The sequence below is a fragment of the Caulobacter sp. SSI4214 genome, from assembly GCF_012184455.1.
GTDB classification, from domain to species: domain Bacteria; phylum Pseudomonadota; class Alphaproteobacteria; order Caulobacterales; family Caulobacteraceae; genus Caulobacter; species Caulobacter vibrioides_E.
This window is the reverse complement of the sequence record NZ_SZWJ01000007.1, coordinates 80,294-93,221: the sequence shown is the minus strand read 5'-3', so window position 1 is coordinate 93,221 and position 12,928 is coordinate 80,294. Positions and strand designations below refer to the sequence as shown.

At 67.1% G+C, this 12,928-nt stretch carries 15 protein-coding genes; 2 read left to right on the top strand and 13 right to left on the bottom strand.

The annotated features are described in order from the left end of the window. The 4 genes from FCU40_RS03865 to rimP form a co-directional block, all read right to left on the bottom strand. On the bottom strand, positions 1-263 hold a 263-nt coding region (locus FCU40_RS03865; protein ID WP_168073030.1), incomplete at its 3' end, for a translation initiation factor IF-2 associated domain-containing protein. A gap of 202 nt (positions 264-465) precedes the next feature. Then, complete coding sequence (locus FCU40_RS03860; protein ID WP_168073029.1) at positions 466-1,113, bottom strand: RNA-binding protein; 648 nt, start codon at positions 1,111-1,113, stop codon at positions 466-468. 66 nt (positions 1,114-1,179) lie between these two features. Continuing rightward, the gene (gene nusA, locus FCU40_RS03855; protein WP_168073028.1) at positions 1,180-2,796 is read right to left on the bottom strand and encodes a transcription termination factor NusA; all 1,617 of its coding nucleotides are present in this window, start codon (positions 2,794-2,796) and stop codon (positions 1,180-1,182) included. Positions 2,797-2,798: 2 nt separating this feature from the next. Beyond that, positions 2,799-3,389: a ribosome maturation factor RimP gene (rimP, locus tag FCU40_RS03850; RefSeq protein ID WP_004618136.1), complete on the bottom strand. Its 591-nt coding sequence runs from the start codon at positions 3,387-3,389 to the stop codon at positions 2,799-2,801. A 228-nt stretch (positions 3,390-3,617) separates the two neighbouring features. Here rimP and ppa point away from each other — a divergent pair, with 228 nt between their 5' ends. Next, complete coding sequence (gene ppa / locus FCU40_RS03845) at positions 3,618-4,151, top strand: inorganic diphosphatase (protein WP_004618138.1); 534 nt, start codon at positions 3,618-3,620, stop codon at positions 4,149-4,151. A gap of 2 nt (positions 4,152-4,153) precedes the next feature. After that, on the top strand, positions 4,154-4,570 hold the full coding sequence (locus tag FCU40_RS03840) for a DUF5990 family protein (RefSeq protein ID WP_054508529.1): 417 nt from the start codon (positions 4,154-4,156) through the stop codon (positions 4,568-4,570). Here the strand turns inward: FCU40_RS03840 and trmB are convergent. The 9 genes from trmB to FCU40_RS03795 form a co-directional block, all read right to left on the bottom strand. After that, positions 4,560-5,240, bottom strand: coding sequence for a tRNA (guanosine(46)-N7)-methyltransferase TrmB (trmB, locus tag FCU40_RS03835; RefSeq protein WP_168073027.1), 681 nt, complete (start codon positions 5,238-5,240; stop codon positions 4,560-4,562). The genes FCU40_RS03840 and trmB overlap by 11 nt on opposite strands. 90 nt (positions 5,241-5,330) lie before the next feature. Continuing rightward, on the bottom strand, positions 5,331-6,554 hold the full coding sequence (gene metK / locus FCU40_RS03830) for a methionine adenosyltransferase (protein WP_004618142.1): 1,224 nt from the start codon (positions 6,552-6,554) through the stop codon (positions 5,331-5,333). 122 nt (positions 6,555-6,676) lie between these two features. After that, positions 6,677-7,111, bottom strand: coding sequence for a helix-turn-helix transcriptional regulator (locus FCU40_RS03825; RefSeq protein WP_168073026.1), 435 nt, complete (start codon positions 7,109-7,111; stop codon positions 6,677-6,679). 28 nt (positions 7,112-7,139) lie between these two features. Continuing rightward, positions 7,140-8,735: an apolipoprotein N-acyltransferase gene (gene lnt / locus FCU40_RS03820; RefSeq protein ID WP_168073025.1), complete on the bottom strand. Its 1,596-nt coding sequence runs from the start codon at positions 8,733-8,735 to the stop codon at positions 7,140-7,142. Next, positions 8,732-9,646 carry a hemolysin family protein gene (locus tag FCU40_RS03815; RefSeq protein WP_168073024.1) on the bottom strand — a complete coding sequence of 305 codons (915 nt, stop codon included), beginning with the start codon at positions 9,644-9,646 and terminating at the stop codon, positions 8,732-8,734. Before FCU40_RS03815 ends, lnt begins: the two co-directional genes overlap by 4 nt. Positions 9,647-9,654: 8 nt before the next feature. Beyond that, positions 9,655-10,122, bottom strand: coding sequence for an rRNA maturation RNase YbeY (gene ybeY / locus FCU40_RS03810; protein ID WP_168073037.1), 468 nt, complete (start codon positions 10,120-10,122; stop codon positions 9,655-9,657). An 18-nt stretch (positions 10,123-10,140) separates the two neighbouring features. Next, a complete protein-coding gene (locus tag FCU40_RS03805; protein ID WP_004618152.1) occupies positions 10,141-11,085 on the bottom strand; it encodes a PhoH family protein in 945 nt (314 codons plus the stop codon). Further along, entirely contained in the window at positions 11,082-12,428 is a 1,347-nt protein-coding gene (gene miaB, locus FCU40_RS03800) for a tRNA (N6-isopentenyl adenosine(37)-C2)-methylthiotransferase MiaB (RefSeq protein WP_168073023.1), read from the bottom strand. Before miaB ends, FCU40_RS03805 begins: the two co-directional genes overlap by 4 nt. A 77-nt stretch (positions 12,429-12,505) precedes the next feature. Next, on the bottom strand, positions 12,506-12,913 hold the full coding sequence (locus FCU40_RS03795) for a Fur family transcriptional regulator (protein ID WP_004618156.1): 408 nt from the start codon (positions 12,911-12,913) through the stop codon (positions 12,506-12,508). Positions 12,914-12,928: the final 15 nt, after the last annotated feature.

The following is a 12,928-nucleotide window of genomic DNA, read 5'->3' as shown; positions in this document are numbered from 1 at the left end:
CCACCGCCGCCGCCGCTCGATTGCGGCTGCTGCGGACGGGGCGCCGGGGCGTCGCCATGGCGACGTTCAGCCGAAGACGGCGCGGCGAGATTACCTGAGGCGGGCGCGTGAGGACGCGTCCGCTTGGTTTCCACCACCACCGTCTTGGTCCGGCCGTGGCTGAAGCTCTGCTTCACGACCCCTGCGCTCACCGAGCCCTGGCGGGGCTTCAGCGTCATCGGGGCTCGTCCGCCGGGTCGGCCGTTTTCGTTTTCGTCGCTCATGCGCTCGCTTGTACTTCCGCCGGGCGGTACCCGGCTAAAAAACCGTTCTTTCCATGTGAGAAAGGGGCCTGGACGTACCTGCCGAGGCAAGCGCGTTTCCCGACCCTTCGCTCACGGACGCGACCCGGATGGCCGCGCCACACTTCAAAGATTCTAGAGCTTTTCGATCGCACCGACGGTTCCCCGGTGGGACTGAAAAGCCCTAGCCTTCCTCACGTCCGTTCGCCGACCACTCGGGAGGCAGAAGCGGGCGGAAGCCTGATAGACGCTCGACATCCGATGTCCAGCGATCGATCCCGCGCCCGGCAAGGAGAGCGGTGTGTATCACATTCTCCCCGCCCAAGGCCAAACCCAATTCATCGGAATTGAACGCGCCGAGCAGACGAGGCGGAACGGGAGCCCTTCGAGCGGCCGAAAGCACCTTGCGGCGACCGTCCTCGGCGCCGTCGGACGCCTCGATCAGCCAGGCGACCTTGCCCGTCCCCAGGGCGGCGACCACCTTCTCGTATCCCGAGATAATGCTCCCCGCCTTCCGCGCAAGGCCCAGTCCGTCCAGGACGCGACGGGCCAGAAGGATTTCCACCTGATCGGCCAGGTCCGGCGCGGCGGTCAGCTTGGCCTTGGCGGCGCGCGAAAAGAGCCCCTTCTTGGCCGCCGTCGTCACGGAGTCGCGATCGGCGGCGACCCAGATCCCGCGCCCGGGCAGCTTGCGGGCCAGGTCGGGCGTCACCGCGCCGTCCGGCCCCGCCACGAAACGGATCAGACGCGCCTCGTCGGTCGCCTCGCCCAGGACGATGTCCTTGCGCTGGCGGCTGGCTTCGGCGTGGGTCTTGGGGGTCTGGTCGGTCATGGTTCCTGAACGGCGAACGGCCCCGCGGATCGCTCCGCGAGGCCGTTGTTTGACGCACGAAGGCGCTTAGGCCTCTTCGCTCTCGGTGGCGGCTTCGGCTTCTTCGTACTCCGGCTCCGGCGGCGCCTCGACCCAGCCCATGGCCACGCGGGCGCGCATGATCAGGGCCTCGGCGTCTTCCGGCGACAGGTTGAAGCTTTCCAGGATGCCCGGCTCGCGCACGCGCTCGCCGTTCTTGGTTTCGAACCAGCCGCGCATGTCGTCCGGCACCAGACCAGCCAGATCCTCGACCGTCTTGACGTCGCCCTCGCCCAGGGCGACGGCCATGGCCAGGGTCACGCCCTCGATGGCCAGGACCGCGTCCTCGACGCCCAGGGCCTTGCGCTTGGCGTCCAGCTCGGCGGCTTCCTTCTCGAGGTACTCGCGGGCGCGCGCCTGCAGTTCCTCGGCGGTCTCCTCGTCGAAGCCCTCGATCGAGGCCACTTCGTGCGGCTCGACATAGGCCACGTCCTCGACCGCGACGAAGCCTTCGGTGACCAGCAGCTGGGCGATGACCTCGTCGACGTCCAGGGCTTCCTGGAACAGGGCCGTGCGCTCGGCGAACTCGCGCTGACGGCGCTCGCTCTCCTGGCTTTCGGTCATGATGTCGATCTGCCAGCCGGTCAGCTGCGAGGCCAGGCGCACGTTCTGGCCGCGACGGCCGATCGCCAGGGACAGTTGTTCGTCCGGCACCACGACCTCGACGCGCTCGTCTTCCTCGTCCATGACGACCTTGGAGACTTCCGCCGGCGCCAAGCCGTTGACGATGAAGGTGGCCTCGTCTTCCGACCACTGAATGATGTCGATCTTTTCGCCCTGCAGCTCGGCCACGACCGCCTGGACGCGCGAGCCGCGCATACCGACGCAGGCGCCGACCGGGTCGATCGAGCTGTCGTTCGAGATGACGGCCATCTTGGCGCGCGAACCCGGGTCGCGGGCCACGGCGCGGATCTCGATGACGCCGTCATAGACTTCCGGCACTTCCTGGGCGAACAGCTTGGCCATGAAGCCGCCGTGGGCGCGGCTCAGCATGATCTGCGGGCCCTTGGTCTCGCGACGGACGTCGTAAATGTAGGCGCGGATGCGGTCGCCGACGTTGAAGTTCTCGCGCGGGATCGACTGGTCGCGGCGCATGATGCCTTCGCCCCGGCCCAGATCGACGATGACGTTGCCGTATTCGACGCGCTTGACGCTGCCGTTGACGATCTCGCCGACGCGATCCTTGTACTCGTCGTACTGGCGCTCGCGCTCGGCTTCGCGGACCTTATGCATGACGACCTGGCGGGCCATCTGGGTCTGGACGCGGCCGATCTCGAAGGGCGGCAGGGCCTCTTCGTAGACCTTGCCGATCTCGGCGTCGCGCCAGGTCCGCTTGGCGATGGCTAGCGGCATCTTGCCGATCTCGCCTTCCAGGTCGGTGTCATCGGCCACGACCTCGATCACCCGCTTCTGGGTGGTTTCGCCGGTCTTGGGGTCGATCTTGACGCGGATGTCGTGCTCGGCGCCGTAGCGGGCGCGGGCGGCCTTCTGCAGGGCGTCCTCGATGGCCTCGATGACGACTTCCTTCTCGATGCCTTTTTCGCGGGCGACCGCGTCGGCGATCTGCAGGAGTTCAAGCCGGTTGGCGGCGATGCCGATGGCCATGGTCAGTCCTCTTCACTTTCGGACAGGTCTTCGTTGTCGGATGAGTCGTTTTCCGCCTTCAGGCGGGCGGCGCGCTGTTTGGCCCCCCGATCCATCAGGGCGTCGGTCATGACGAGCTTGGCGTCGATGATCCAGGCGAAGGGGAAGTAGACGGTGACGTCGTCCTCGCCCTCGATGTTCAGGCCGACCTGGTCGTCCTCGACCCCGGCCAGTTCGCCCTTGAAGCGCTTGCGGCCCTCGGCGACGCGGTCGAGCTCGATGCGCGCCTCGAGGCCGGCATAGTCCTCGAAGTCCTTCAGGCGGGTCAGCGGGCGGTCGATGCCGGGGCTGGACACCTCCAGCGTATATTCGCCGGCGATCGGATCGGCGGCGTCCAGGATCTCGGAGACGCCGCGCGACAGGCGCGCGCAGTCCTCGACGTTCATGTCGCCGCCCGAGCCGTCTTCCAGCAGCGGGTGTTCGGCCATGATCTGCAGTCGACGCTGCTCGGTCCCGCCCATCAGGCGCAGCCGGACGATCTCGTAGCCGAGGCTCTCGGCAACGGGATCGAGCATCTCGATCAGATCACGGTCTTCCTGCGTCTTGCCGCGCACTCAAACTCTCCGGCCTGCTTCGGCCAAACAAAAAGCGGCAGCCTTTCGGGCCGCCGCTCGAAAGCGCCATCTAGCGCTAACGGACGATGTAGAGCGCTTTATAGGCGAATTGCCGGACGCTGTCGACTCCGTCGGCGCACACCTCTTCCGCGCCGCGACCATTTGCGCCTATAAGCGCCCCGCGCAGGCCGCCTCCCCGCGGACCTCAAGAACATCAAAAGAGTCACGATGGACCTCTCCAAGATCCCGACCGGGGCCAACCCGCCGTATGACCTGAACGCCATTATCGAGATCCCGCAGGGCGGCGAGCCGGTGAAATACGAGATCGACAAGGAAAGCGGCGCCCTGATGGTCGACCGCTTCCTGCACACGGCGATGTTCTATCCGGCCAATTACGGCTTCATCCCGCACACCCTGGCCGACGACGGCGACCCGGCCGATATCATGGTCGTGGGTCCGACCCCGGTCGTGCCGGGCGCGATCATTCGCTGCCGCCCGATCGGCACCCTGATGATGGTCGACGAAGCCGGCTCGGACGAGAAGATCCTGGCCGTGCCGGTCGACAAGCTGCACCCGTTCTATACGGGCGTGTCGAGCTGGCGCGACCTGCCGACCATCCTGACCGAGCAGATCGCCCACTTTTTCCAGCACTACAAGGACCTGGAAAAGGGCAAGTCGACCAAGATCACCGGCTGGGCCGACATCGAGGAGACCGCCGACATCATCCGCGCGGCGATCAAGCGCCACAACGAGACGTACTAACCGTGGCGGCCAGGATTGATCTGACGCTTCGGATCATCTTGGCCAACCCGCCATCTGGCGTCGTCTTCGCGAAGCACGACGCCAAAAGTCGGCCGATCGATCCGGTCCGGGCGGCCGACGGCGATCTTTCCTTCGATATTCCCATTACGCTGACGCCTACGCCGGAAGGGCCGCGCCCCGGCGGCGGCTTTGTGCGCGCGGACAGCCGAGGACGCTTCGTCTACATCGCTTCTGGACAGGCGGCGGGCGATGTCCAGGCCCCCGGGCAGCGGCGGATCAAGATCTATCTGCGGGACTTACCGCCCGGCGTCATCGCTGGGGATATCCTGCAAGCAACCATAGCCGGACGCGCGAAAGATGGCGGCGCGGCGTTCGCCACCGTTCCCCTCTTGTCTGGCTGGAGCCGGGTCAGACCCTGACGAAATCCAGGAACACCGGCGCGCAGTCGCCGAGCTTCTTTTCCTCATAGCGCGTGGTGACGTGGTCGGCCGGGATCGCGTTGCGATCGGCAGCCTCGTCAGCGAACCTGAAGCTCGGATCGGCCAGCACGCGCTCGGTCGTCCACTCGGCGTAGTCGGCCCAGTCGGTGGCGAAACGCAAGCCCGCGCCGGGCTTCATCACACGGGCCAGCCTGGCGACGAATTGCGGCTGGATCAGGCGGCGCTTGTTGTGGCGGGCCTTGTGCCAGGGATCGGGAAACATGATGAACACCCGGTCCAGGCACGCGTCGGGCAACCAATCGACGACGTCGCGGGCGTCGCCCTCGTGGATGCGCACGTTCTTAAGCGCTTGTTCCTCCACGTGGCGAACCGCGCTGGCCACGCCGTTGACGAACGGCTCTGCGCCGATCACCAGGGCGTTGGGATTGCGGCCGGCCTGGGTCGCCATGTGCTCGCCGCCCCCGAAGCCGATTTCCAGCCACACGGCCTCGGCGTCCGGCATCAGGTCCAGCGGCCGGAACGGACCTTGAGGCACGGCGATCTCGGGCAACAGGGTGTCGAGCAGGGCCTGCTGGCGCGGCTTCACCGGGCGCGATTTCAAACGGCCGAAAGAGCGCAGCGGCCCGTGGGGTTGTTGCGGGTTGGTCATGGAGCGGGGTCTTAAAGCCCTGTGCTGGAAATGAAAACGGGCTCCGACCCATCAGGATCGGAGCCCGCCTCGCGGATCGCGGGATGAGGCTTACGCCAGGCCCTTCAGCTCGCCGACCAGATCGGTCTTTTCCCAGGAGAAGCCGCCTTCGTTGTCCGGCGTTCGGCCGAAGTGGCCATAGGCGGCGGTGCGGGCGTAGATCGGGCGGTTCAACTGCAGGTGCTCGCGGATGGCGCGGGGCGTCGCGCCGCCGATCAGCTGCGGCAGGGTCTTTTCCAGCACCGCCGGATCCACCTTGCCGGTGCCATGCAGGTCGACGTGGAACGAGACCGGCTGAGCCACGCCGATCGCGTAGGCGATCTGGATGGTGCAGCGGTCGGCCAGGCCGGCGGCCACGACGTTCTTGGCCAGGTAACGGCAGGCATAAGCCGCCGAGCGGTCGACCTTAGTCGGGTCCTTGCCCGAGAAGGCGCCGCCGCCGTGGGGGGCCGCGCCGCCGTAGGTGTCGACGATGATCTTGCGGCCGGTGAGGCCGGCGTCGCCGTCCGGCCCGCCGATCTCGAAGCGGCCGGTCGGATTGACCAGCCATTGGGTCTTCTTGGTGATCAGACCATCCGGGAAGATCGGCAGAATATGCGGCTTGATCAGGTCCAGCACGCGCTTGGAGGTCGCGGCCTTGCCATCGATCTTCTTCTTGTGCTGGTGGCTGACAACGATCGAGACGACGCGCTGCGGGCGGCCGTGGCCATCATATTCCAGGGTCACCTGGCTCTTGGCGTCCGGCTCGAGTTCCGAAAGCTCTCCCGAGTGGCGCAACTCGGCCAGACGCTTGAGGATGTTGTGGCTGTATTGCAGCGTGGCCGGCATCAGCTCGGGGGTCTCGGTGCTGGCGTAGCCGAACATGATGCCCTGGTCGCCGGCGCCTTCGTCCTTCTTGTCGGTGGCGTCCACGCCTTGGGCGATATGCGCCGACTGACCGTGCAGGAAGTTCGAATACTTCGCCTTCTGCCAGTGGAAGCCCTTCTGCTCGTAGCCGATGTCCTTGATCGCCGCGCGAACCTTGGGCTCCAGCGAGGCGATGATGTCCTTGGTCAGCTGCTTGTTGGCCTTCTTGTCGCCGTCGGGCTTGCCGGCACGGACCTCGCCGGCCAGCACGATGCGATTGGTCGTCACCAGGGTCTCGCAGGCGACGCGCGCCTCGGGATCGGCCGTCAGGAAGGCGTCGACGACCGTGTCGCTGATGCGGTCCGCGACCTTGTCGGGGTGGCCTTCGGAGACGCTCTCGCTGGTGAAGATGTAGGACGAACGGTTCAAGAGACAGCTCCGGCCTTGAGGATGCGCGCGGGCGCTTGGGGCGCCTAGTTCGGCGTCCAATTAGACCGGAACCATATAAAGATATGTTTATGCGATCAAGGCGAGCTTGTCTGAAGAGGGCGTCAGTCCTCCTCGTCGCCCGCGCCTTCTTCCTCGGCCATCGACCGGACGAGCTCAAGGATGCGCTTGCGCACCTTCTGACGACTGATGCGCGGGAACAGCGTGGCCAGTTCCAGCCCTTCGGGGGTCATCAGGAAGTCGTGGACGAAGGGCTCTCCGTCCTCGGCGACCCCTTCGCTCGTCGTCTGGGCCAGGCCTTCGAAGAAATAGCCGACCGACGACTGGAGACTACGGGCGATCTCGTAGAGCTTGCTGGCGCTGACGCGATTGGCGCCGCGCTCGTATTTCTGGACCTGCTGGAAGGTCAGGCCCAGATCCTCGGCCAGCCGCTCCTGGCTGACGCCCAGAAGCTTCCGGCGCATTCGAATACGCGCGCCAACATGAAGGTCGACGGGATTGGGGCGGCGTTCGGTTTCCAAGAGCTGGCTCATGCCCACGCTTGATAGCTGAAATTGCGGTTTTAATTCAGCCTAACTCTTTCAGCCGCGCAATAGACGAAGAGGTTTTACCTGACCAAACACGAGCTGACGCAACCATAGATATCAGTAGAAGGACCCAAAACGCGCCATTTCGCAAGTGGTCGAAGGGCGTAACCTCTCCCTTCGCTGGTATTGAGGCGTCGACGACTCCACTTTGTCCTAAGGACAAACTCGCTCCGGGCCTGATTCGGCCGCGAGCGTCGATCACGGCGGTGACGCCGGTCGGCGTGGCCCGAAGGATCGGGCGGGCGCTCTCGATCGCCCGGTAGCTGGCCAGGTTCAGATGTTGCAGCGGGCCGGACGTCACGCCGAACCAGGCGTCATTCGAGACATTGATCAGCGCCCGCACCTCGGGATCGCGGCGCGCCAGACCCGGGAAAAGACTCTCGTAGCAGATCAGCGGCTGGACCAGCAGGTCGGGCGACAGGCGCAACGGCGCGGGACGGGGTCCGGTGGCGAAGCCGTCCCCGAGATGGGCGAGGCTCTTGAAGCCGATGGCGGTCAGCAACTTTTCGGCTGGCAGGTACTCGCCGAACGGCACCAGCCGGTGTTTGTCATAGACTCCGATCGGCTCGAGATCGGTCGCCGTGCGGCGCAAGGCGATCAGGCTGTTGTAGTAGACCGGCGCCTGGACCGGGCCCTCATAGCGATAGCCGCCGATCAACAGGATCTGACCCGGCTTCAGGCTGTCGACGATCGCCTCGCGAACCCAGGTTCCCGGGGCCAGATAGTCGTTGACGGCGGCGGGCAAGGCCCCCTCCGGCCAGATGACGAGGTCGGCGGGCTTGCCGGCGTAGGGCTTGGCCGTCAGCGAAACATAGGACTGAACGATCCGGGCGAAGCGCGTGGCGTCCCACTTGGCGTCCTGCTGGATGTCGGCCTGGACGAGGCGCACGGTGACCGGCGATCCTTCCGGCAGGGGCCGCGACTCGACCGCCGCGCCGTAGCCGTGAAGGGCGACAAGGCCGGCGGCGGCGGCGCCTAGCGCGATACGCCCGCCCCGGCCCTCGCGCCAGACCGCCGGCGCGGCGGCGATGGCCAGGGTGATCCAGGTCAGGCCATAGGCCCCGACCAGGGCCGCCGCCTGAGACGGCCATGACCCGGCCCGCCAGGTCTCGCCAGGCAGGTTCCAGGGAAACCCCGTCAGGATGTGGCCGCGCGTCCATTCCAGGGCCGCGAAGGTTCCGGCGAACACAAGGACGCGCCAGGGTCCCTTGCGGCCAATGGCGCGATAGGCCAGGCCCGCCGCGCCCCAGAAGAGCGCCAGCCCCCCCGCCATGGCGGCGACGGCGAACGGCGCCATCCAGCCTTGGTTGGCGGCGTCGACCATGAAGGCCTCGGCGATCCACCAAGTGCCCAGACCGAAATAGGCCACGCCCGCCAGCCAACCTCGCCAGAAGGCGGACCGCAGAGGTCGTTCTGGACTGGCGCCGTCCAGCTGGCGCAGAAGCAGCGCATAGCCGAGCAGACCCGGCAGGACGCCAAACGGCGGGTGGGCCAAGGCGGCCGCGAGTCCCGCCGCCAGCGCTGGCCAGGGGCCGGACCAAAGCCGATGATCCCGGAGACGGGTCCAGACGGTCACGAAACCGGATCGCTACGCGAGGCGCTTTCCGAGGCGGACTCTGGCGCGGGACCGCCACGCACGCGCACACGGCGCACCCGTCGCGGATCGGCCTCGACGACCTCGAACTCGTAGCCGTCGGGATGGGCGATGACCTCGCCCCGCTGCGGCACGCGGCCGGCCAGGGCGACGACGAGGCCGGCGACGGTGTCGATGTCTTCTTCCATTTCCGACGGCGCCAGTTCGCGTCCCAGCGCGACCTCAAGCTCCTCGAGCGGCGCGCGGGCGTCGGCGTCATAGACCCCGCCCGGCCGCGCCACCACCGAGACGGCGGCCGCATCGTCGTGCTCATCGTCGATCTCGCCGACCACCGCCTCGATCAGGTCCTCCATCGAGACCAAACCATCGGTGCCGCCGAACTCGTCGATGACCAGAGCCATATGGATGCGGCTGGTGCGCATGCGCAGCAGCAGGTCGGCGGCCTTCATCGAGGCCGGCACATAGAGGGCGTCGCGGCGCAGCTTGTTCAGGACAAGGTCGCCAGGGGCCGGATGTTTCTCGTCATCGGCCAGCAGATGGAAGATGTCCTTGACGTGGACGACGCCCACCGGGTCGTCCAGCGTCTCGCGATAGATCGGCATCCGCGAATGCTCGGCCTCGGCGAACTGGGCCACCACCGCCTCGAACGGGGTCGACAGCTCGACGGCGACGATGTCGGCGCGCGGCGTCATGACGTCGGCGACCCGCAGGGTCTGGAAGGCCTCGGCCTGGTCGACGATGTCGACCGCGCCGCTGGCCGGCGGCGGCTCGGGCGGCCGCTGGGGCTCGTCGCCGCCAATCAGGCGGCGGCGCATACGTCGAAGGAACGCCCGCACGCCCCGGCTTCGTCGAACCGGAACGGCGGGCTGTTGACTAGGCTCGTCGCTGGGCATGGCCCCTGTCAGCGCCCCTCTTCATCGCCAGCATAAGGGTCGGGAACGTCCAGACCCGCCAGGATTTCGCGTTCGAGCGCCTCCATGGCTTCCGCCTCGTCGTTGCTCTCGTGGTCATATCCTAGGAGATGAAGCACACCATGCGCCACCAGATGTTGCAGATGGTGGGCCAGAGGCTTGCCCTGCTCGGCCGCCTCGCGGGCGCAGACCCCATAGGCCAGGGCGACGTCGCCGATCTGGCCTTCCGGATTGGCGATGGGATCTCGCGGCGAGGGGAAGGACAGGACGTTGGTCGCATAGTCCTTCTGGCGGAAGTCGCGGTTCAGGGCCTGCACGCTGTCGTCGTCGGTCAGCAGGATCACGATCCCCTGCCCCACGATGTCCTCGTGCGCGTCCAGCACGGCCTGGGCGGCGCGCCAGACCAGGGCCTCGGCGTCCTCGGCGGCGGCGAGCCAGGCCTGATCCTCGATCTCGATATCGACGGTAATGGTCATTTAGCGGGGAGTACTCTGAGCCGCGTCCGCGTCATAGGCCTTGACGATGCGCTCGACGAGCGGGTGCCGCACCACGTCCGACGCGGTGAAGCGCGAGACGGCCACGCCCTCGACGCCTTCCAGGATCGAGACGGCGTGGGCCAGGCCCGAATCCCGAGGGTTCAGCAGGTCGACCTGGGTCGGGTCGCCCGTGACGACCATGCGCGCGCCCTCGCCGATCCGGGTCAGCACCATCTTCATCTGCAGCCGCGAGCAGTTCTGGGCCTCGTCGACGATGACGAAGGCGTGCGCCAGGGTGCGGCCGCGCATGAAGGCGATCGGCGCGACCTCGATCTCCAGCTTTTCCCGACGGCGACGCAGCTGGTCGGCGCCCATGATGTCGGTCAGGGCTTCCCAAACCGGGGCCATGTAGGGATCGACCTTCTCGTTCAGGTCGCCCGGAAGGAAGCCGAGCTTCTCGCCGGCCTCGACGGCGGGGCGGGTGACGATCAGGCGATCGACCTCGCCGCGCAGCAGCATCCCCGCGCCATGGGCGACGGCCAGGAAGGTCTTGCCGGTGCCGGCCGGACCCAGACCGAAGACCAGCGGGTGGGTCGCCATCTTCTCAAGGTACTGAGCCTGGCTCTTGGTCTTTGGCGAGACATTGCCCTTGCGCACCGCGCGGGGCGAGGCCTGGCCGCCCGTTTCGTGAGCGCCGCCGATGGCGATGCGGACATCGGCCTCGACCACTTCCTCGCCGGCGTCGGCGCGGGCGGCCAGGGCGCTCAGAGCGCGCTTGGCGCCGGTGCGTCCCCGCGCGTCGCCGGTGATGGTGACGCCGCCGCCGGGGGTCTCGATCAGCACCTTGAAGGCGTCTTCGATCAGGGCCGCGTGACGGCCGGACGGGCCCGACACGGCGTGAACCGCGTCGTCGGACAGCGGCAGGAACTCGGGCGTGCGGCTCACGCGGTCTCCTGAACAGGTTCGAGCACGCCCGCCAGGCTCATCTTGGCGGCGCTCTCGATACGAACGGGAACGATCTTCCCGATCAGTTGCTCCCCGCCCTCGGCGTGGACGGCTTGCAGATAGGGACTGCGTCCCACCACCTGGCCCGGGTGGCGGCCGGGCTTTTCAAATAGCACGGGCAGCACCTTGCCGACCTGGGCGGCGTTGAAGGCGCGCTGTTGCTCGTCGAGCAGCTGGTTCAGGCGTTCCAGGCGCTCGGCCTTGACCTCTTCCTCGACCTGGCCCGGCATGGCGGAGGCCGGCGTGCCCGGACGACGCGAATATTTGAACGAGAAGGCGCTGGCGAAGCCGACCTTGCGGACAAGATCCAAGGTCTTCTCGAAGTCGCCGTCCCGCTCGCCGGGGAAGCCGACGATGAAATCGCCGCTCATGGCGATATCCGGACGCGCGGCGCGGATGCGCTCGATCAGGCGCACATAGCTCTCGGCCGTGTGGTCGCGGTTCATGGCCTTGAGGATCTTGTCACTGCCCGCCTGCACCGGCAGGTGCAGATAGGGCATCAGCTCCGGCAATTCGCCGTGGGCCTCGATCAGGTCCTCGCCCATGTCGCGCGGGTGGCTGGTCGTATAGCGGATGCGGTCTAGGCCATCGATCTTGGCCAGTTGGCGGACCAGCTTGGCCAGGGTCTGGCCGTCGCCGTCATAGGCGTTGACGTTCTGGCCCAGCAGCGTGACCTCGCGCACGCCCTGGTCGGCCAGGCGCTTAGCCTCCTCGACGATGTCGTTCACCGGCCGCGACCACTCGCCGCCGCGGGTGTAGGGCACGACGCAGAAGGTGCAGAACTTGTCGCAGCCTTCCTGCACGGTGAGAAACGCGGTCACCCCGGTCACGTGGCGCTCGGCCGGCAGGGCGTCGAACTTCTCGTCGGCGGCAAAGTCGGCGGCCAGGCGCTCGCCCGTCGCGCGGTGGGCGCGGGCGATCAGCTCGGGCAGCTGGTGATAGGCCTGCGGGCCGACGACCAGATCGACCGCCTTCTGGCGGTTCATGATCTCCTTGCCCTCGGCCTGGGCCACGCAGCCGGCCACGGCGATGGTCATGCGACCGCCGTCCTGCGCCTTCCGGTCCTTCATCTGCTTGATGTAGCCGAGTTCGGAATAGACCTTCTCGGTGGCCTTCTCGCGGATGTGGCAGGTGTTCAGCACCACCAGGTCCGCCCCCTCGGGATCGTCGACGACGCCATAGCCCAGCGGGCGCAGGACGTCGGCCATGCGCTCGCTGTCATAGACGTTCATCTGACAGCCGTAGGTCTTGATAAAGAGGCGCTTGCGCGGGGTCTCGCTCATCCGGCGAGGTTATGGGGTCGAGAGGCCCGTTCCGCAAGGGCGGGATCCTCCCCGGCGCCGCGAGAACCCGCCCAGGATCAGTCCTCCAGCGGCATCCCGTAAAGCTCGAGCCGGTGATCGATCAGCTTGTAACCCAGCTTTCGGGCGATGGCGTTTTGCAGCGCCTCGATCTCCTCGTCCACGAACTCGACGACCTTGCCGGTCTTCATGTCGATCAGGTGGTCGTGGTGATGATCGGGCGTCTCCTCGTAGCGGGAGCGGCCGTCGCGGAAGTCGTGACGCTCGATGATGCCGCTTTCCTCGAACAGGCGGACGGTGCGGTAGACCGTGGCGATCGAGATATGCGGGTCGATGGCGTGGGCGCGGCGGTGCAGCTCCTCGACATCGGGATGGTCCTCGGCCGACGACAGCACGCGCGCGATCACGCGGCGCTGGTCCGTCATGCGCATGCCCTTTTCGATGCAGGCCTTTTCGAGTCGATCCAAGGCGGACCCTCCGTC